This is a genomic window from Termitidicoccus mucosus, assembly GCF_038725785.1.
GTDB classification, from domain to species: Bacteria; Verrucomicrobiota; Verrucomicrobiia; order Opitutales; family Opitutaceae; genus Termitidicoccus; species Termitidicoccus mucosus.
Genome location: NZ_CP109796.1, coordinates 1,185,954 through 1,207,026, shown reverse-complemented (window position 1 = coordinate 1,207,026; position 21,073 = coordinate 1,185,954). Strand labels below are relative to the sequence as shown.

Annotated in this window: 13 protein-coding genes; 7 read left to right on the top strand and 6 right to left on the bottom strand. The window is 57.5% G+C overall.

Going from position 1 to position 21,073, the window contains the following annotated elements; genetic code table 11:
- Positions 1-83 precede the first annotated feature (83 nt).
- From OH491_RS04085 to OH491_RS04075, 3 genes are read right to left on the bottom strand one after another with little or no spacing between them, the layout of a single operon-like run.
- Positions 84-1,622: a sulfatase-like hydrolase/transferase gene (locus OH491_RS04085; RefSeq protein WP_145928611.1), complete on the bottom strand. Its 1,539-nt coding sequence runs from the start codon at positions 1,620-1,622 to the stop codon at positions 84-86.
- Positions 1,619-3,400 (bottom strand): glycoside hydrolase family 88 protein, encoded by a 1,782-nt coding sequence (locus OH491_RS04080; RefSeq protein ID WP_084441907.1) that lies wholly within the window; start codon positions 3,398-3,400, stop codon positions 1,619-1,621. Before OH491_RS04080 ends, OH491_RS04085 begins: the two co-directional genes overlap by 4 nt.
- 31 nt (positions 3,401-3,431) lie before the next feature.
- Complete coding sequence (locus OH491_RS04075) at positions 3,432-4,901, bottom strand: hypothetical protein (RefSeq protein WP_068769807.1); 1,470 nt, start codon at positions 4,899-4,901, stop codon at positions 3,432-3,434.
- Positions 4,902-5,140: 239 nt separating this feature from the next.
- On the opposite strand from OH491_RS04075, the gene OH491_RS04070 reads away from it, so the two are divergent.
- On the top strand, positions 5,141-6,778 hold the full coding sequence (locus OH491_RS04070) for a sulfatase-like hydrolase/transferase (protein WP_084441908.1): 1,638 nt from the start codon (positions 5,141-5,143) through the stop codon (positions 6,776-6,778).
- Between the two features lie 52 nt (positions 6,779-6,830).
- Here the strand turns inward: OH491_RS04070 and OH491_RS04065 are convergent, their stop codons facing one another.
- Positions 6,831-7,604 (bottom strand): histidine phosphatase family protein, encoded by a 774-nt coding sequence (locus tag OH491_RS04065; RefSeq protein ID WP_334319110.1) that lies wholly within the window; start codon positions 7,602-7,604, stop codon positions 6,831-6,833.
- Positions 7,605-7,968: 364 nt separating this feature from the next.
- Here OH491_RS04065 and OH491_RS04060 point away from each other — a divergent pair, with 364 nt between their 5' ends.
- From OH491_RS04060 to OH491_RS04035, 6 genes are all read left to right on the top strand, one after another.
- Entirely contained in the window at positions 7,969-9,492 is a 1,524-nt protein-coding gene (locus OH491_RS04060) for an arylsulfatase (RefSeq protein WP_084441909.1), read from the top strand.
- A gap of 123 nt (positions 9,493-9,615) precedes the next feature.
- Positions 9,616-11,052: a glycoside hydrolase family 28 protein gene (locus OH491_RS04055; protein ID WP_068769217.1), complete on the top strand. Its 1,437-nt coding sequence runs from the start codon at positions 9,616-9,618 to the stop codon at positions 11,050-11,052.
- Between the two features lie 22 nt (positions 11,053-11,074).
- Positions 11,075-12,199: a hypothetical protein gene (locus OH491_RS04050; protein ID WP_068769218.1), complete on the top strand. Its 1,125-nt coding sequence runs from the start codon at positions 11,075-11,077 to the stop codon at positions 12,197-12,199.
- A 104-nt stretch (positions 12,200-12,303) separates the two neighbouring features.
- A complete protein-coding gene (locus OH491_RS04045; protein ID WP_145928612.1) occupies positions 12,304-13,569 on the top strand; it encodes a hypothetical protein in 1,266 nt (421 codons plus the stop codon).
- 203 nt (positions 13,570-13,772) lie between these two features.
- Complete coding sequence (locus OH491_RS04040; RefSeq protein ID WP_068769220.1) at positions 13,773-15,320, top strand: sodium:solute symporter; 1,548 nt, start codon at positions 13,773-13,775, stop codon at positions 15,318-15,320.
- Between the two features lie 107 nt (positions 15,321-15,427).
- Entirely contained in the window at positions 15,428-16,588 is a 1,161-nt protein-coding gene (locus OH491_RS04035) for a LacI family DNA-binding transcriptional regulator (protein WP_342750868.1), read from the top strand.
- 6 nt (positions 16,589-16,594) lie between these two features.
- Here the strand turns inward: OH491_RS04035 and OH491_RS04030 are convergent, their stop codons facing one another.
- Positions 16,595-18,310 (bottom strand): right-handed parallel beta-helix repeat-containing protein, encoded by a 1,716-nt coding sequence (locus tag OH491_RS04030; protein WP_068769222.1) that lies wholly within the window; start codon positions 18,308-18,310, stop codon positions 16,595-16,597.
- Positions 18,311-18,414: 104 nt separating this feature from the next.
- Complete coding sequence (locus OH491_RS04025; protein WP_425429188.1) at positions 18,415-20,820, bottom strand: SUMF1/EgtB/PvdO family nonheme iron enzyme; 2,406 nt, start codon at positions 20,818-20,820, stop codon at positions 18,415-18,417.
- Between the last annotated feature and the right edge of the window lie 253 nt (positions 20,821-21,073).

The following is a 21,073-nucleotide window of genomic DNA, read 5'->3' as shown; positions in this document are numbered from 1 at the left end:
CGATAATTTTTGGGGAGAGGGGCGGTTCGGCCTGAATTAAGATGGGATACAATGGTGTTTATCGCCCGTCATGGGATTGCGGGCTACTTGGAGTAATCGGGCTTCTTGGCGGGAGTGTCTTCAGGAAGGTGCCCCCGATAACCGCGATAGGTATTGACCGGATCCTCCATGATGGCGCCGCGGTCGTTGGTGTCGCGCACCCAGTCGTCGACAAGCACGCGAAGCTTTTTCAGCGTGTCGGCGTGAGCGGGATCGGAGGCGAGGTTGCGCACTTCGTGCGGATCGGCCTCAATGTCGTAGAGTTCCTCGATAGGTTTGCGTGGCGCAGCGAAGAGCGCTGCCTCAGGCGCGAGTGTACCTTCACGCGCCATCTGGCCGACAAGGTTCCACGTGGGATAGTTGGTTTCCTTATAGGCGTTGTATTGCATGTAGGGGCAGCCGGGTAGGTAGTTCTTGATGTATTTGAAACGCGCGGTGCGCACGGCGCGCATACGGTCAACTGTCTCGTCCATGCGATCTCGCCCAGCGAACACATGATCGCGCGGTGGCTGCGCAGAGTCGAAGAGATCGCGTCCGTGCGTCGCACCCGGAGGGAGGACGATGCCCGCGAGCCCGAGCATAGTCGGAGCGAGATCGACGCCACTCACGAGGCGGTCGTCCACTGTGGCCGCGCCACGTCCATCAGGGAAACGGATGATGAGTGGAATGCGGATGCCATTGTCGTAGAGAAATTGTTTGCCGCGGAAGAGCGCACCGTGGTCGCTGGAGAAGATAACGATCGTGTTGTTCGCAAGGCCGTCTTTTTCCAGGCGCGCTAGGAGCTGACCGACGTAGCCATCGCCGAGATGAATCGCGTCCAGGTAGTTCGCGTATTCGTCGCGGGCAATTTTGTGGTCGGGGAAATACGGGGGAAGCTTGAGTTTGTTCGGATTGACAAGCTCGGTTTTCGGCTGCTGGCGGGCCGTCACCCAGCCGGTGCCGGTGTGGGTTTCGATGATGGTGATGTGCGCGAAAAACGGCTGGCCGGGTGCGCGCTCAGTCCAGTCGATACCGTCAAAGGGATCTCCGGGCGTCGGGCCGGAGACGGAAAAATTGAGGTCGAGTTTGCCGTTGCCGCGCGCGCCCCTGAACGCCGTGCGTGGGAGGGTGCGGTCTTTGCGTTCCTTCGGCGAGGGCTGGATATTGCAGGTGAAATAACCGGCTTCGCGAAACCAGTCACAGATATGGCGCGCGGGAGCGGGCAGTGGTTTTTTATCCCAGGGCCAGGTGCGGTGGTTGTGGCAACCAGTGGCGATCTGGTAACAGCCGGTCATGAGCGCGGAGCGGCTGGCCGACGACACTGGTGCGGTGCAGAAAGTATTTGAGAATCTGATACCGGAGGCGGCGAGGGCGTCAATGCTGGGCGTACGCACGAGCGGCTCGCCATGGCACTCGAGCTGCGGTCCGATATCCTCAAGAATGATATAGAGAATGTTCGGGCGCGACGGCATGGGCTTGATAAACGGTTTTGCGACCGGGGAGGCTGGTGGCGATCCGGTATTTTCCGCGAGCAAATTGCCTCCACCCGTCGCCGCCAATGCACCGGATGTGAGCCCGGTTTTGATGAAATCACGTCGATTCATGATGAAAAACTTGTCCACCGCCGGAAATATTTATCCATCTCGATGCACGCGAAGATGAATGGCAGCAGCCCGTGCGTATCGCTTTTGATAAAGGAGATGCGCTCATAGTCCGCGGCCTTGGTGCTGAAGTTAGTGCCGCCCTTAACGCCATTAAAATCTCCATTGTCGTCGACGAAGGTGGCAAGCGCCCGCCATGCGCGTTCCAATGCGGGGCCGTATTTTTCGCGCGAAAGCCAGCCGTTGTTGATGCCGCACGCGATGCAGAGTGTGAAAATTGCAGCGCCGGAAGACTCGCGCACGGATGCCGGCATATCAAGCACATTTCGCCAAAATCCTTCCGAGTCCTGCTGGCGCAGCAAACCGTCAACGTGGTCGCGGTATATTTTCATCAGCACGGCCCGATTCTCGTGCGTTTCGGGCAATGCGTCGAGAACCTCTACGGCCGACCAGAGCGCCCAGCCGTTGCCGCGCGACCAGAACGGGACCTTCTCCTCGCGTTTCGATGGATAGCAGGCCTGCCGGTAGAGCCCCACCTGCGGTTCATATAGATAGGAATTGAATTTTATAATCTGCAATGATGCATCGTCCAGCAGGGCGATACGCTCAGCCGCATCATTTGTATATTTTGACCAATACACGAGGTATGGGATTCCCATATACATGTCGTCCGCCCAAATCGACGGGTATTCCGTGTAGGAGCGTGCAAAAATGCCGTCCACGCGAAATTGTTTGTTTCGCAGATAATCAACAATCAGCGCTGCCCGTTCGCGATAGCGCTCCATGCCAGGGAAGTTTTTCCCCGCAGCGAGACGAGTGACAAAAGGCATCGCCGGCGCCGACATATAATCAAGCATTGGCAGTCCGACTTGTCCGAAATTCATTGAGCGAAACGCCAGCAAATCTCGCATCTGGTGTTCTACCATCGGAAATGTATCCAGCGCATACTCGCACCAACGCGCGGCATAGTCGCTGTACCGCGCATCTCCCGTCGCGGCGCCAAGGCACTGCAGTGCCCAGTTGAAGCAGCCCACGTGATAATTCCACGCATAGAACTTGCCGCCGTCCTTGTTGCTTGTAAGTAGGTTGACACGTGGAATATTCCATGCGATGCGTTCCATTGCGCCGTTGTAAACCTTATGAAATTCCAAGGCGGTCTCGGGCGGAAGCACGGTGTTGATATTCCCGGCAAAAGTTCCGAGCACCAGCCAATGGGCGAGCTGCGCGGCCTTGGGCGCGTATTCGTTCAGCGAGAAACGGATGCGTTTGCCCCGTTTGCTATAGCGTGTCATATTGATGGACTGGGTGACAAACAACCAATCCTCTGTTGCATCCATTTTGTCGCGGGCGGATTTTATCAATATTTTATGAGTTCCCTTGGCGAGGCGCACTGTGAATTGCTCGGGTAGCAGATAGCTTTTTTCATCATAGGTAATCGAGAAATCAGTCTTCGTGTGACGCTCGAAGACCAGTTTTTCATCAATCCATATTTTTACCGGCCAACGACAGCCGAATTCAAATGTCTGCTCCTGCGAGACATCGCTTTGCAGGGTTGAGACCGCATAGGCAACTCCGGTCACGGGGGTGCAGCTTCGCCCGAAATCGACCGATTCCGCATCGCTATAAGGTTGTTGAACGGTGTATTCAAACGCGAACGAGCCGCAGGCGAGGACCTTGTCCGAGACCTTGCGCGCGAGTGCGAGCGGTTCCTGCGCGCTGACAGTGCCTGTGATCGCGAACAGCGTGGTTGATATGAAAAGCGTTTTATAAATCCGTTTCATTGCCGTCAATCATCCGGGCATGCCCGCGGTATCAATAATTCAGGATGGGGAAGCGGTTATTATAGCCGACGGCGGAGTGGCGGACATTTTCCGTATACATCGGGTCGGCGTAGCGTTTTTTTATCTCGGGAGTGTCCGTGGCGCGGTGATCGGCCCAGATGCGCACCTTGCCGTCGGGTGTTGCCAGCATGATATGCTCGCCGGGAATGTCCAAAATGTGTTTGACGATGACCATGTCACCACCCGGTGCCTCGAATATTTTTTCGCCGCGCCGGTCGTAAAGTGCGCCTTCATAATAAACCTCATGCACACCGTCCCCATTGAAATCAACTGGATACCCGGTTGGAGGAAATTTTTGCCGGGGAAGCTCTTCCCCCGTTTTTACGTCGTAGAATTGGCAGATCGCGTCCGATTTGCTCGGGTTTGACGATTTCACGATATAGAGATCGGTTTTATCCTTGTCGCCTGGCATTGCGTAGCGTCCGGTCACGGCGATGCGCTCGCCTTTGGGCCCGAGATTGCCGACCCAGCCGTAGTGGAAATGCCCCCACATATCGGGCACCTCCCAAAGGTGCTTGCCAGCCTGATCGAACATCACCGCGCGCGATACCTTGCCGTCGTCGCCTTTCTCGCGAGCTGTCCAAAAATCCCATTGGCCAGTGTTGCGGTCATAGATGGGCAGCACCGTGTCAGAGTGATCATACCACGCATGGCGGTCGAGCACGAACAGCTCCCTGCCGTCGTCAAGTGAGATGCAGCGTTCTCCCCACATGAACTGTCCGCTGCCGTCCTTGTTCAAATCGAGGATAATGTTGGAGTGACTGGCGCGAGGGCCGTCATAATCGTCGGGATAATAAACTTCCCAGCGCTGCTTCATATCGGCGTTAAACGCGCGCAAACGCATATCCCGATAAGTACCGATTCCGGCGATGATAATGGGGTCGCCGTTTTTGGCAAAGCCGCCAATGATGGAGAAACGCCATTTATAACTGCTTGCCTGGTTGTGCGTGGGTTGCGGCCAAGGCCACTGGCCCGTGACCTTGCCGGTGCGCGCATCGGCGCGCTCAAGCTTGTATTGTTTATATACAAATGGTTTTGGGCCGATATTGTTTACATAATAAAGCTCGTCTATGCCATCCCTGTCCATGTCCATCGGCAAAAGCGGGATGAACCAGACTCCGGGAATGGAATACGTCAGCTCGCGGCGCCATAGCTCCTTTCCCTTGAGATCAAAGACAGCCATGATGGGCTTGTGTTTTGGAAAGAAAAAACTGCCCTCGGCGGGGTCGACGTTGGGGTCTTCTGAAAATATCATGACAAAGCCTTTTTCGCCGTCGCCAAGATTGACAGGCGCGGCGCGCATCTGCTTTGACGGAATGCCCAAATCAAACTCGGTCGCCACGTATGGCGAGTAATCGTGTCGCGGCTCATAATGTGACTGACCGGCTGTCAGATGCGCGGTGGTGAGCGCGGACAGTAGCAGGGATATTTGTATTTTCATCGAATTTTTGGCGGTATTGAGGAAAGTGAATGCCTTGCGCTTAAGACGCACGCATGACTGAATACTGGATACAGTCAGCTAACAAAAAAGAAAATTGTCTTTAGAGAGGGGAATGGGTAATTTCCAAGAAAAACGGACAAGAGTCCTTGAAAAGGCAAGCATTTTCTGCATCATTGGAGTCCAATCCTTGGAAAAGCGCGGAGCACGCGCGCGTTTGACCGCCTCAAGCCCATCCCTATATGCACTCCCAGTCTTTCACAAAATGTCCTGAACTTGCCATGACCCGCCGCGAATTTGGCGGAAATTTGCTGCGCGGCCTCGGTGGCGCGGCACTCGCAACAACGCTTCGTCCATTGGACGCGCTGGCCTCCGGGGAGGCGTTGAGTGGAGCCGAATGCAAGCCGAACATCATATTGGTGCTCTCAGACCAGCATGCTTATAAATATTGCGGCTTTATGGGACATCCCGTCGTGCGCACGCCGAATCTTGATAAGATCGCCGCGAGCGGCGTGGTATTTCGCAGCACCTATTGCGGCAGTCCCGTTAGTGCGCCATCGCGTGCTGGGATGATTTCGGGTGTATATCCATCGGATTGCAATTCATTCTGCAATTCGACTGCATGGGACGGCGGTATCCCGGCGTGGCCGGTGCTCATGCGCGACGCCGGCTATCACACGTTCGGCGCCGGGAAAATGGACGCCCATGATAATTTCGACCTTGGTTTCAACGAGTCGATGAACATTATCAATTCCCACTGGAAAAAGCCCGACATTACCTCGCTTTTCCGGCGGCCACTTTGCATCCGCCCCACGGCGCGCAATCAAGTGGACGGGCGCTCGCGCACAACGCCGCACCGGGACGCCCAAGTAGTAAAGGCGACTGAGGAATTTATTCGCCGTCAACGCGCAGATGGCAAACCTTGGGTCGCGTATTGCGGCGTGCACGCGCCTCATGATCCGTTCACTGGCCTGGAAAAATATTATGATTATTATCTATCGCGTGTGGACATGCCCGAGGTGGAAAACGAGGAACTCGAGCGGCAGCATATTGTATTCACGCAGATGCGCTATCACAAAAACCTTGGCACGCCCATCCCGGCAGAGCGCATCCGGCGCGCGCGCGCCGGATATTATGCGATGATAACCGAGCTCGATGAGCACATCGGGAGACTCTGGGCGGCGCTTGAGGAAACCGGGCAGCTTGAGAACACCATTTTCGTCTACACGTCCGACCACGGTGAGTCACTGGGAGACCACGGACTCTGGCTGAAAAACAACCTCTACGATGTGGCCGCGCGCATCCCGATGGTCGTGGCAGGCGCAAACCTGCCGCGGGGCGTGACGGTTGACACGCCGGTCGCGCATGTCGATTTGATCCGCACTTTCCTCGAATGGGGCGGCGCGGAGGCCCATGGCAGACTGCGCGGGCATTCCCTCGCATCACTGATGCACGGACGCGCTGGCGGCCATCCCGGCTGGGCGTATTCCGAAAGCCACTCGGAGGGGAACAGCACCGGTTCGTTCATGATACGAAAGGGCGACTGGAAATATATACATTTCACATGGTATGACGGATTATTATATAATCTTGCCGAGGATCCCGGCGAGCTGAAGAACCGCATCGCCGACCCATCCGTGCGGGATGTGCTGAAGGAGTTGCGGGAAATATTACATGCCGAGGTCGATCCCGTGGCGCTGACGGAAAAAGCATTCCGCCTGCAACGGGAGCGCATGGACGAGCTCGCTTCAACCCGCACCGAGGTGCAGATGCTGGATCTGCTGAGCAGTCGTCTCGGCGAAGGCCAGTCGGTGGCGTTGCTGAACGCTTATTACGGGCGTACGTTCGCCTACATGCCGGAAGGGCCGAAAAAACACTGATTTTTTGAACAAGTTCATTCGAATCAGGAGTGATGATCCGCTGAAGGGGCGCTCATTTTGCGGCTTTGACTTCGATCGCTGGCCGGTCGTTTAGCATCCTTAGTGCAAAGGTTCCGTCCGGCAATTCCTCGACCATCCAGATGCCTGTGTTCACGATGCTGATTTTTTCAGGCCAGCGATTTTTCGGCAGAATCATCTGGAGCAGCGCGCGTCCGTTGGTGCCGTGGCCGGAGAGCAGTATGGATTTCTCCGTGCCTCCGAACCTCTGCCGCAGCAGCGTGACGACGTTTTGCAACGCCGCCTTGATGTCGGAGGCGCGCTGAGGGAGGTCTTCCTTGGGCGCGGCCTTGAGCAGGTGTTCTCCGCCGGGGCGGAGGAAGAAAAACTGCTTCTCGTCATCAGGCAGCCCCACACGGTCGCCTCGGAGCAGGTTTTTCGCCGGTGCCGGAAGTGTTCCGTTGAAAAACGACGGCACCACCTCTCCGTTGAACTCCGCCAACTCGGGCCAGATCTCCGCCGTTTGCCTCGTGTCGCACAAATACGGCAGAATGGTCTGGCGGCAGCGGTAAATGGGGCTGCACGCGATGAAGTCGAACTTATAACCTTTAAGCTTCCCTGTGGCTGCCTCGATTTGTTCTTTTCCCTTGGGGGTGACTGCGTTGGAATCGCCCACGTATGACGGCCAGTGTTCCTTGGGGACGTTTTCGTATTGCTTGCGGAGATTGTGGCCGAATTCGGCATGACGGATGTAATAAACCTTCAGTCCGGCCTCGCTTGGAATGGCGGCAAGCAGGCAGATAAAAATACCAGCGGCAATCCGTGGCATGATTGATGAAATAATGATAGAAAATCTGACGGTTTTGATGAGCATGGTAAGTTATTTCATGAAATTAATATAATGGCAAAGATCACACTCTCGTTAGGTGGCGTATTACCGCATTGTCAATTTGATTTGGAGACGGCACCATGCGGCAAAATATATGATGCGGAAACCGTCAAAGCGTGGGAAAAATCGATCTCGATTTTGATGATATCTATAAGATGTTAATTATAAATATAATATGAAATAAGCGGACAGGTGTCATTTTTTCGATTGCCAGATGACGAAACAAAACTATTTCATTTGAGGTGCTTTTAATTCAACCCCGTCGAGTTTCCCTTCTTCATCCAAAACTCATCCCGCAAAAATCATGAAAGTCACACCCATACATCTGCCCGTGGCCTTGTCGGGCCTCGTGGCCGCCTCCGCTGCCGCGCTGCTGCCCGGCTCCGTTCAAGCAGCCCTGCCATCGCCCGCCACACCGGTGCGCCCCAACATCATTTTCATCCTCGCGGATGACGCCGGTTACGGTGATGTCGGCTTCACGGGCCAGGCGCGTTTCAATACGCCCAATATCGACAAGCTCGCCCGCGAGGGCATGATCATGACGCAGCACTACGCCGGCACCCCGGTTTGCGCACCTTCGCGTGCCACGCTTATGACCGGCCTGCACACCGGCCATGTGAGCATCCGCGGCAACCACGGCTACCGTTGGGGCGCGACCACCACGAGCCGCGTGCCCATCTCCCGCAAGGAAATCCTGCTTCCCGAATACCTGAAGGATTTCGGCTACCAGACAGCCATGATCGGCAAGTGGGGCCTCGGCGAGGAGGACAGCTACAGCGCGCCTTGGCGGCGCGGCTGGGATTTCTTCTACGGTTTCGTCAATCAAGCGCAGGCGCACAACCAATATCCCGAGTTTCTCTACCGCAACGAGGCCAAAGAGCCAATCATCAAAAACTACTCGCATGAGCAGAACTGTTTTGCCAACGACCGATTCACCGATGAGGCGCTTGATTATATAGACCGCACGACAGGCAACAAGAATCACCCGTTCTTCCTCTACATGGCCTATACCACACCGCACGCAGACCTTGTCTGCCCGGCGGACACGATCGCACAGCTCAAGAAAGAGCAGGCATGGGCGCGCGAACTCGCCGAGAAGGATGCCGCCAACGCCCGCACCGTCGGCAGCAAGGGAAAGAAGGTTATCGACACCGACAAGCGAATCATGTTTGCCGCGATGATGATGCGCCTCGACCGCGACGTCGGCCGTATCATGGCAAAACTCAAGGAACGCGGTATCGACGAAAACACGCTGGTTGTCTTTACCTCCGACAACGGCCCTCATGCCGAGGATGGCAAGGACAATTCTTTCTTCAACTCCTCCGGTGGTCTGCGCGGCATCAAGCGTGACATGTATGAAGGCGGTATTCGCGAACCCTTCGCCATCCGCTGGCCCGGCCGCATCAAGGCCGGTTCCACGAGCGACCATCAGGCCGCGTTCTGGGATTTTATGCCCACGGTGTTTGAAATCATCGGCGAAGCCGCGCCCGAGGGCATCGACGGCATCAGCTACGCGCCGACGATACTCGATCGCCCGGACGGCCAGAAGAAACACGACTACCTCTACTGGGAGCTGCTCGTGAAGGACAAAGGCTGCCAGGCCGTCCGTCAGGGCGATTGGAAGGTCGTGCGCAAGGGCTTGAACGCCAAGCTAGAGCTTTACGATCTCTCAAGCGATATCGCCGAGAAAAACGATCTCTCCGCCAACAATCCTGACAAGGTCGTGCATTTCGAAAAACTCCTGGTTTCCGCGCGCACCCACAGCAGTGTTTTCCCGCTGGAGCTTCCCAAGGGGCAAAAGGGGGAGCTCGATCCGTCCGACCCCTGATGTTTGCTTATATAGAAAGAATAAATATAGCGCAACTGAAAACTATGTAAACGCGGCCCCGTTGGATAGGCTGATTTGATGCCTCGCGCCTTCCCTCCATCTGGGGCCGTTCCTTTTGTTATCATGAATTTTCATCATCTCCTTCTTGCCGCCGCGCTGTTTTTATCAGCATTTGTTTCTATCTCCGCCGCGCATTCCGTCGCCTCGGACGATCCTTGGACTGCTGTTCCCGGCATTCTCGCCCGCATAAAGGCCCCCGTGTTTCCTGATCGCGACTTCGTTGTCACCGATGTGAAATTCGGGGCGAAACTAGGTGGCACGCACGACAATACCGCGGCTATCGCCAAGGCCATCGCCGCATGCCACGCGGCCGGCGGCGGCCGTGTCGTTGTCCCCGCCGGCCTGTTTCTCACCGGGGCGATTCATTTGAAAAGCAATGTCAATCTCCACGTCAGCGAAGGCGCCACACTTCTTTTCTCCAGTGATCCCACGGCCTACCTCCCTGTCGTTTTCATGCGCTGGGAGGGCATTGAGTGCATGAATTATTCGCCGCTTATCTACGCCTTTGAACAGGAAAACATCGCCATCACCGGCAAGGGCACGCTCGACGGCGGCGCGTCGCTCGACAACTGGTGGGGCTGGACGAAACATGGCAACAGCAAACGCCCGCCCGGCACTCCGGCTCCGACCGGCGCGAGCACCCGTCGCCTTGGCGTCATGAGCGACAACAATACGCCCGTCACCGAACGCATTTTTGGCGATGGTTACCACTTGCGCCCGCCTTTTGTGCAGCCCAACCGCTGCAAAAATATTCTCATCGAGGATGTGACCATCGTGCGCTCGCCTTTCTGGGAGCTGAATCCCGTGCTCTGCGAAAATATTACGGTGCGAGGCGTGCAAATCAGCAGCCACGGTCCGAACAACGATGGCTGCGATCCCGATTCGTGCCGTGATGTGCTGATAGAAAATTGTTTTTTCGATACCGGCGACGACTGCATCGCGATAAAATCCGGACGCAACGAGGACGGTCGCCGGGTCAACGTGCCCTCCGAGAATCTCATCATCCGCAACTGCGTGATGAAGGACGGCCACGGCGGCGTGGTCATCGGCAGCGAAGTCGCCGCCGGCTGCCGCAACGTGTTTGTCGAGAACTGTGTCATGGACAGCCCGAACCTCAATCGTGCCCTCCGCTTCAAGTCCAACGCGCGCCGTGGTGGCGTGGTCGAAAACGTGCACATGCGCAATGTCACCATCGGCCAGGTCGACGAGACGATTCTCAGCATCGACTTTACCTATCAAGAAGGCGCCGACGGCCCCTACGCGCCCGCGGTGCGCAATGTCTCGCTTGAAAACGTGACCGGCAAGAAAAGCCCGCGAGTCCTGCGCATCGTCGGATTCAAGGGCGCGATCGCGGATGACATCCGTTTCAAAAACTGCGTGTTCGAGGGCATTGCCTCCAGCGAGCAGCTTGAGCACGCCGGACGCATCTCCTTCGATAATGTGACCATAATTCCCGCCAAAAAACCGCGTCCACAAAATGCTGGCGCAGCGTCGGAGTAATGTTTCATCCGCATCCCCCATCATGCCCTTGCCCGACATTTCCCGCCGCCAGTTTCTCACGACCGCCGTTACCGGGGGCGTCCTTGTCTCCACGACGCTCCGCACGATTCCCGCCGCCGCTGACACCGCAGCCGCTCCTGTCCAATCGTCGTCATCAAAAATTGGATGCAGCCGGCCGCGGACCATCGGGGCGCTCTATTTCCGCGCGCAGCTTTATACCATCGTCCCCCGGCAAGTCCGCGAGGACATGGAATGGATGCGCGACGCCGGCATCAACACGCTCGTCATCGGCGTGCTGGAGCAGGATCTGACCTCCGCCCGTGAAAACATCGACTTGCTTTGCAGCGAGGCCCACCGCGTCGGTTTGAAAGTTTGGGCCATCCCGAGTCGCTGGGGAAACCTCGTGGCGGGAGCGCCAAAAGTGCCGTGCGTGTTTACCGGCAAAAAGCCGGATTGCTGGGCGCTTCGGTCCAACGGCAAACCGTGGATGGGGCAGTTTGGCCCCTATGCGAGCATCCACCATGAAATCACACGGGAAAATTTTTCAAAAATGCTCCGCCGCCTGCTTACGCAATGGCCGGTCGAGGGCGTCGTTTGGGATGAGCCGAAAGCCTACAACGTCATCGACCATAGCGCCGCCGCGCAAAAAGCCTTTGGCGGTGCCGTTCCCCCCGGCGAGAGCGCTCATCGCCGCGCTTTCACGCGTTTTTTTGGCGAACTCAACGCCATCGCGAAGGAAGCGCATTCCAGCTGCCACACCTCGATGTTCACCTATGCGACACTCGCGCAGGACGAAGTGGACGACCTCGTTGACCAGTCCGGCCTCGACGCTTTCGGCTGCGACGGACGCCCTTGGGCGCTCGCCGACAGAGGCGCGGACGACAGCCGCCGCGACCGGCTCGCGCGCAAATGCCTCATCGACGACGGCCCGCGCTTCATCGCCGCCGCGCGCAGGCATGGCAAAAAATCATTCGCGCTCATCGAGAACCACGCGCTTCCCGACACCTGCAATCCCATCATGGACCGCCGGCTTCCGGACGTCATCGCACAAGGATGGGATCATTTGATTTGCTACTATTATCCGCGATCCTGTGACGCTCCCGACACGAGCATGGCAGTTTTGAAGAAACACCTGTTGCGGATTTAAGAGCACGCCGCGCATGCAGATAACAATATGCCGGAGAACTTATGAATCGTCGTGAATTCCTGAAAACCAGCGCGGGGTTCCTTGCGGCGGCCACGAGCGGAAACATGCTAACGATTGCTTGCAAGCCCGCGAGGAAACAGCAAATTAAATTCGAGCCGGTTATCGGCAAAAATTTTCTCGCTCCCGCGCTGAAGCTCACGCCGGACGGCGGTCTTTACCAACAAACCTACTTCGATGTCACACCCTACAGTCCGTCGGAACGATATCTGGTGGTCTCAAAGTTTCCCTTCCAGGACCGCATGCCGGTCGTCGGTGACACAGCGGAAGTCTGCATAATCGACACCCACGAACAGACCATCCAGACGGTTTACAAAACAAAAAGCTGGGGATTGCAGACCGGCACCAACGCGCAATGGGGGGCGACCGACAGTTATGTTTACTGCAACGATATTATAGGCGGCACCACGGTCTGCGTACGTGTGGACATCGACACTGGTGAAACAAGCGCATTTTGCGGTCCTATGTACTCGGTGGCGGCCAATGATTCGTGCGTGGTTGGGTTTCCGCTCGAATTATTCGATGTTACCCAGCTCGGCTACGGCTGCCCGCCCGCTTCGCCCGGCGCGTTCCAATCCTTGCCTCCCGGCGCATCGGAGACGGAGGGCATCTGGCGCACCGACCTGAAAACCAATAAAAAGAAACTCATTGTGAGCTTGGCGGACGCCGCGGCGGTGCTGCCGTCCCCGCCGGAGCGGGATTGCACCTATTATTTCTGGCATAGCAAATTCAATCGGCAGGGCACGCGGGTTTATAATGTTGTACGCTGCATACTGGCCGGAAATCTCGGCGTGCACAATCCCGCCAACATCACATTCAAGCCCGATGGCACGGAATTATGTTATGCGACACCCGGCCGCCTGCCGTGGGGGGCGGGGGGCGGGCACCCAAACTGGCATCCCGACGGGGAGCATTTGATACGGCATTTGAAATTTGAGGATGGGAAAAATTATTTTGTAAAATTCAAATACGACGGATCCACATTTGAAAAACTCTCCCGGAAAATACTTGGCGGCGGTCATCCGAGTGTGGAAAAGGGCGGACGCTACCTGATTACCGATGCATTCAAAACCGACGGCGAACAGAAAACAGTCTCGCTGCGCTTGGCGGACTTGGAGGCGGACGAGGCAAAAATCGTCTGCACGTTGCCCTCAATCAAATGGGAAGGACGCCTGCCCGACGCTGTTTTCCGTCTCGACGGGCATCCCTGTTGGAGTCGTGATTACAAAAAAGTGACCATCCAGGCCGCGAATGTGCGTGGCGAGCGGCATCTCTATCTGGTGGATTTATCAGCCATTTTGTCCCCGCGATGACTGCTCGGGTGGGGTGTTCGGGATCTCGTTTTCGCTCGTTTTATTTCATCATAAAATGCCAGAATCACTTTTATCCATGGTTTTGAAATATTTCCTGGTGCTTTTTATCTGAATTTTGTTACTCTTATAGAGTAATTTTATTTACCGACCCGACCCGACTGGCGGGAGAATGCGGATAAATGGCCTGAATTTTATACCCCTTAATGGACAGCACGCTTCACTGGATTGATTACTCAATTGTCGTCATCTCGGTCGTTTCCACAATCGGATTCGGCGCGTGGTTTGCGCGGCATCAGGATTCATCGGACAAATTTTTCGCCGGAGGCAAGCGTATTCCACCATGGATTATCGGCATGTCCATTTTTGCGACATTAATCAGCAGTGTGACCTTTCTCGCATATCCGGCGGCCTCATATAAAGGAAATTGGATACTCCTCGTCCAGGGGCTTATGGTGCCGATTGTGCTGGTCGGGATGATTTGGGTGATTGTCCCGCTGTTCAGGAAAGTCATCCGGCTGAGCACGTATGAATACTTCGAGCGACGCTTCGGGTTCTTCGCGCGCATATACAGCTCGGTGGCGTTCAGCTTCACCCATTTCACGAAAATGGGCACGGTGATGTATCTATTGGCGTTGGCGCTAAATTCCGTAGCGGGGTTCAGTGTGCCTATGACTATCCTAGTGCTGGGCACGGCCATCATCATCCTCACGTTGCTCGGCGGGATGGAGGCGGTCATCTGGATGGATCTTGCCCAAGGCTTGCTGATGATTGGTGGCGGGCTCATCTGCCTGGGCATTCTTTTGTTTTCCACAGATGGCGGGCCGGTGGCGGCCATAGGAAAGGCGTTTGAGTGGAAAAAAATCGGATTCGGTCCGTATGACTGGAACCTCACCAACCTCACCTTCATCGTGATGGTCATCAACGGTCTGTTCTATGGTGTGCAGAAATACGGCACCGACCAGACAATCGTGCAGCGCTATCTGGCAGCCAAGGATGACAGGGGGGCGAAAAAAGCCGCTTATATCGGCGTATTACTGAGCGTGCCGATGTGGACGCTCTTCATGCTCATAGGCACCGCGTTGTATGTGTATTACAAGGGCAATGCCGGAGTGGCGCTGCCTGGGGACATCAAAGCCGACGCGGTATTCCCCTATTTCATAAAAACACAACTCCCGGTCGGTATAATCGGACTGGTGCTGGCCGCGCTCATATCGGCCGCGGTGTCCACTCTCGACGCCGACATGAACAGCCTCGCGGCGGTCGGCGTGCAGGATTACTATCAGCGTTTCCGTCCGAATTGCACCGATCGGCAGCGTCTCAACATGGGGCGCATTCTGGTGGCGTTTTCAGGCATCGGGTGCATCGTGGTGGCGTTGCTTTATCATGCGTGGGGAGGGGAGGGTGTGCTCGGCGTGGTCTTTGAGTTATACGCGATTTTATCGGCCGGCGTCGTGGGTATATTTTTGCTGGGACTGTTCAGCAGGCGGGCGAATAAGCAGGGGCTCTACACCGGACTCGTGGTGTGCGTGCTCTTCACCGCATACGCCGTGCTCACCACCTCCCCAATCGGCACCGGCGATACGCGGAGACTGCTACTCGATCTCGGGAGGTATAATTTTCCGCATCACAAGATGATGCTCGGGGTTTACAGCCATATCATTGTGCTAGTGGTGGGCTACCTGGCTAGCTTCCTGTTTGAGTCGAAGGAAAAACTGGTCGAAAACCTGACCATATACGATTATTTCAAGTAAACGGTGAACAAAGCGGCGTCTTCTGGACGGCAGGAGTGAGGTGCGTCGGACTGTCAACTAGATTACGATAGCGAAAAGCGGGTTTCCTCCGTTGACTTCACGGGGGCGTGAAACTGTTTTTGTCTTCCCTTGTCTGTCATGGGGACACTTATTTCGCTTTCCATTCCACCACAATGAACAAACAATCAACAATTTCCGACGTGGCCAAAAAGGCAGGCGTGGCGCTCGGCACGGTCTCTCGGGTGCTCAACGACATCCCCGGAGTGAATGACGGCATCCGTGAAAAGGTGCTCGATGCCGCAAGGGCGTTGAACTACACCCGACTGCGTCGTCGCAAGGTCGCGCGCACGGGAGGTGGCGGGCGCGAGGACGAGCCGAAAAACGTGGGGGTGGTCTGCTTCGGCATGGAGGATTCGCTGGTGCAGCTTCCGGTGGTGAGCGCGGCGCTGCAAAGCATCGAGAGCACCGTCGCGGGGCTGGGAGGCTCGCTGCTGCTCTCCATCAGCCCGAAGGGGGACCGCGTGCCGGCGTTTCTCTCGGGCGGCCGCGTGGCTGGTTTGATTTTGAAGGGACCGAACCAGGGCGAGTTGCCGTCGCTGTCGGACAACCGGTTTTTGCAGCAACTTTATCGGTTGCCCTACGTGTGGCTGATGGGGCGATTGCCCGGTGCGCCGGGCGATCACTGCAACTTCGACACCGAGGATGCAGGACGCATCGCGGCGGCGCATCTTTATGAAAAAGGCCATCGGCACGTAGCGTTTCTCAATCCGAAGCCCGGCCAGTCGCAGTTCGAGCGTGTGAAACATTCGTTTATCGAACACGCGCGCTGGCTCGGTTGCGAGGTGGACCTTTTCGAGTCGCCGCCGCCTGGCTGGCGTGTGTGGCCGCTGCCAGCCATCACCTCGCCGGAAAACGTGGGCGAACTCGTGGCGCGCTGGCTGTCGCGTCCGGTGAAAAAACGCGCGACGTCGTTTTTCGTTCCGGCGGACCGCACATCAATCCAGCTTTATGCCGCGTTGGAAGCGAGGGGCGTTCGTCCCGGTCGCGACGTGGGCATCATCTCGTGCAACAACGAGCAGTCCATCATCGCCGGCTTGAGCCCGGCGCTCACGACCATCGACGTGCGTGCGGCTGCGATTGGCGAGCGCGCCGTGCATCAGTTATTCTGGCGCATCGCGCATCCTGAAGATCGGTCGTCGTCGCAGGTCATGATACAGCCCGGGCTGGTCGAGCGTGATTCGGTGCCGGAGCGAAAGGACTTAGGGTAGCCTCCGTCAGTTATTTGGCAGAATGATATAATCGGCACCGACGTCCTTCGGCGCGGCGGGACCAGTCAGATAACTGCGCATGATGGCGAGAGCCTTGGGCGTGTGACCGCTCCGTCCGGGCGGCTCATCGAGCCGGCCCCATACAAGCACCTCGTTTTCAACGGCGGATTTCACGACGCGCCACTGGTCGGGCATGTCATCCTCCGCGCCGAACATGATGCGCACCGGGCGTGCGCAATACTCATAGTCGCGCGTGGCCGCGCGCACCGGTTTCGCCAGGGTGAAAACCGTCACAAAACGCGCGGCGTCATAACGTGCGGCGATGATTTCATTGGTCGCGCTGTCGTCGCGGAAAAGCGCGTTTTCGCCACCTTCCGGCATCGGGATCGCGTCGTGGAAAACGGGCGCGGAAGCATCGGCGATGAGATTGCGCGAAAAGAGGGCCGGGGAACCGTTGCTTTCCTCCGGGATGTTTTTGAAGATGCTGCCGGTGAAATGCGATGGCGATTTGTTGTGCTGGATTCCGGTGACGCTCCAGTTTTCCTGCCAGAGTGTGTTGCGCTCGGCGGTGACGAGAGCGCGGTCAAACAAGATGATGCCGCCAGTATTTTCCGCGACGACATTGTGGGCGAGGTGCGCGGATACCGTGTGAATTACGAGAGCGAGGAGCGAATTGCCGGCAATGATATTGCGATCTATCCTCACGATTTCGGGTTTCGTGGCATCGCCTTTGATGGCGGAGCGGCCATAAATCAGCATCGCGCCCGTTATGGATTCGCAGGCGACGACGATGTTGCCCGTGATAGTCGGGGTGGAGGCGGTGACGCGGATGCCGCCGTCAACAGGGGAGCTCGTATCCGCGAAATTTGCGATAACGATGTTGCCAGTGATTTCTCCGCGGCAGCCCTTGGAATACGATATCACTGCGCCCGCCGAAGAGAGTCCTTTGGCGGCGGGGGCCGACTGGTTGTTGAAAAAGACATTGCTTTTCAATCGGGGAGCGGCGCCGCCGCATGCGAGAAACGCGCTCGCGGCGCCGGCCCCGGTGCTGTTGTCGAAGATGATATTATGCACGATGTAGGGAGCCGCGCCATTGATGCACGCGATGGCGCCGCCATGAGTTTCGGTCGGACGTGGACTTCCTGCCACGCGGTTGCCAACGAACACGCAGCCGCTGATGGACGGCGAGGTGCCGTCGCACAAGATTGCCGCGCCCGCATCGTGCGCGAAGCCGTTCTCGAAACGCAGCCCATCGAGTTTGGTCTCATCGGCTCCCATCGCGATGCGGCGGTCGCCGCCACCGTCAAGGATTGTGGGCGTGTTCCAGCAATCACGTGTGAGTTCGCCGGTGTCCTCGCGACCGAAGGCGGTGTAGCCACCGGAGAGGTTCACGCGAGGTTTCAGCACGAGCGTCGGCTCGGCATAGCGTCCCTGCGAAATGAGGATGACCACCGGCTTGGCTCCGATGGGCGGAGATTCGACCGATGCAAGCGCATGCGTGATGGACGCCCAGGGACGCGTCCGGCTGCCATTGCCGTTCGCATCGTCGCCACGGACCCGATCCACGAAATAATATTTGCCCGGGGCGGAAGGTTTGGCGGCTTTCGCCTGTGCGGGCGGCCCGGCAGTGACGGCCGCCGCGCGGATGTGAGATGGCGCGAGAGCGGCGAATGAGATGATGGCGGAAAACAGAAGCGAAGCAATGTGATGTGAGACTCTCATAAGGACAGAAACTGCCAAAGGAGCGGATGGGATGGCGGCCACAATATCGGCCGCCGCTCTTGATTCAAGGACATGTATGGAGGCGTGTGGCGGCACGTGCCCGCTCAGTTTTCCTCCGGGTCGCCTTTGAGCGAACGGACGAGGCCGTTTTCCATGTTGATGCTGAACACCTCCATTCCCGTCATGCGGTCAAACAGCACGGCCTTGCCTTCTCCGTGGAGGTCACGCCAAGTCGAGCGGGTGCGGGTGCCGCCATCAGGCCAGTAGGTCGTCCATTCAAAGAGAGCCGGTGTTTTGTATTCACGCTTCCATGACAGGGTGCCGGATGGTCTGTAATGGGTTTCGGTGCCTTGAAATTGACCGAGATGATAGGTCGCGTCGTGCAGAACCTCGCCGTCGGGGCCGAGCCAGCGGACGGGGCCGTGGAACAGGAAGCGCCCGTCATCGGCGATTCCGCCGGAGTAGAGGACGGTGCCGCCGGGGACTTTTTCGGTGTATTCGCGGATGCCGGCCACGCGCGCGGCTTTATTGCGCGTGAGCGTCTCATCGGAGGCGTTGTCGACTTCATCGGAGCCGCTGAGAATCCATTCCTCGTTGAATTCGTAGTGCAGACACGGCTCGGTCATGGTGGCGATGAGGTGAATCATGCCGTTGGGCGTCTGGCGCGTGACGGAGTAGCCGATGGTGTCGCCGCCCATGTCGGCAGAGCGTTTGGGGAGCTCGTGACGCTGCGTGCTGGGGAGTTTTCGGATTTTCCATGTCTCGCCATCGTCGTCGGAAAGGGCCACCCAAACACCCTTGTCCTTGATGTCGGGAGGCGTGAAACCCTTGTCGGTCTGGAGATCGCCGGCAAAGAAAAGGCGTCCGCTGGCGAGGCGGATGAGCGAGGGGCGCTGGTTGCCGCCGAGCATGCAGAAGGGGGTTTGGGAGATTTTCCATGTTTTGCCGCCGTCGTCGGAGACGGAGCGGGGCATGTGGCCTTCGATGTCGGAGCTTTTCCCGCCAAAGCCGAGGAGGCGTCCATCGCGCATCTCGACAAAAACGGTGTGGCGTCCGCCGGTGCGTCCGCCGGTGTCGAACCAAGTGGCTCCATTGTCGGTGCTTTTCCATAGGACGGATTCGGGTCCGATGGCGTCACTGGCGATGAGAATATTGCCGGCGCGGTCGCGGAAGGCGCTGGTGATGGGTTGCGCGGAGTAGCCGCCGACCGGTTCGGGGAAATGCGGGAAATTGACCGGGCTCCAGGTGGCGCCGTTGTCGTCGGAAGTTATGTATTGGAAAGGATAACCGGCGTTGAATTTGTTCATGCCCCAGACGAACCAGATACGTCCGTGGTCGTTCCAGAGGAGGGGGGCATGGTCATCGATGTCGGGCATATCAAGGAAAAGGTCGGGCATGTCCCATTGGTCCGCGCCGTGGCGCAAGCGGGTGCTCATCATGGCGACATCGGGCGTGGTCTCGCCGACGGCGGTGAACATGACGACGATGAGGTCTCCGTTGTCGCAGGCGACGAGGCCGGGGCAGTGATTGTGCCGGAGCATGCCGCGGTGGAAACCCAGGGCGCGGAGGGCTGCGAGCTTGCTGGGCGCGGTATTTTCCGGCGGGGTGGGGAGAAGAAGGCGTTTGCGGAAATGCGGTTTGTTGGCGGGTGGACCGTGCTTCGCGAGTTCGCGCGTGGTGACGTTTGTCGGTAGCACGCCGAGCACGGCAAAAGGAAGGAGGGGATCGCCGGGTTTGGTGGCAGGCGGCGGGGCCGCGACGACGCGGAATCCGATGGTGCTGTTGCCTTGGTTGTTCGGGATGTCGCGGATGAAGTTTTTATAGCCCATCTCGCTTTTGTAATTGCCGGATTGGGCCTGCCCCGCGCCGGACGGGGCATTTGCGGAGACCTTGGCTTTTTGAGAGACAGCCTGCAATTCCTCCAACGGCACCGGCGGAAAATTCGGTGGCAAGCCGGCGCGGTTGGCGGAGCGCGAGTAATAAGGCAGATCGTTTTCAAGCCCGCCGCCGCGGATTACACGCGCGATACCGGAGGATGGTCCGACCGGATCGGTCTGCGACTCGAATGGGTATTCGCCGTGCCAGTCGAGGCACCATTCGCGAACTCCGGCGTGCATATTTAGAAAACCCCACGCATTCGGCACACCGATGCCGGGCGGTGCCTCGCCCGGAGAGGAGAACCACGTGGTTGTTCCGGCGCGGCAGGCGTATTCCCATTCAGCCTCGGTGGGCAGGCGGTAGGTCATGCCCTCCTTTTCGCTGAGCCAGCGGCAGAACGCCGTCGCGTCTTCCCAACTAATGCCGGCTGCATATGGAGCGGTCGCCGGATCGCCGCGATACGCGGCGCGGAATTGCTGGAATTGCCCGACCTTCACCTCGGCCTCGGCCATGTGAAACGGCTGGCTGATGGTGACTTCGTGGACGGGATGCTCGTCCCAGTCGCCCCATTTCAGGTAAACGGGCTGCTTGATGAAGGCAGTGCGTGGCGTCTCGTTGGTCTCGCCCATCATGAATTTTCCTGGTGCGACGGGCAACATTCGCATGCCGAGGGAGTTTATAAAAGGCTGGCCAAGCTCCGATGCGGCGGCGCGAGAGGGAAGGACTCCGGTTGCGATAAAGGCCGAGGCTAAGAGAACAAGCGTGGGGGAGTAACGCACAATATGATTATTTCGCTAATATGGAAAATGAATGGCAAGCAAAAACAGATCATTATTTCATACTAATTCATCATTGCGTTTCTTGGATCAATGGCCTTCAACATGA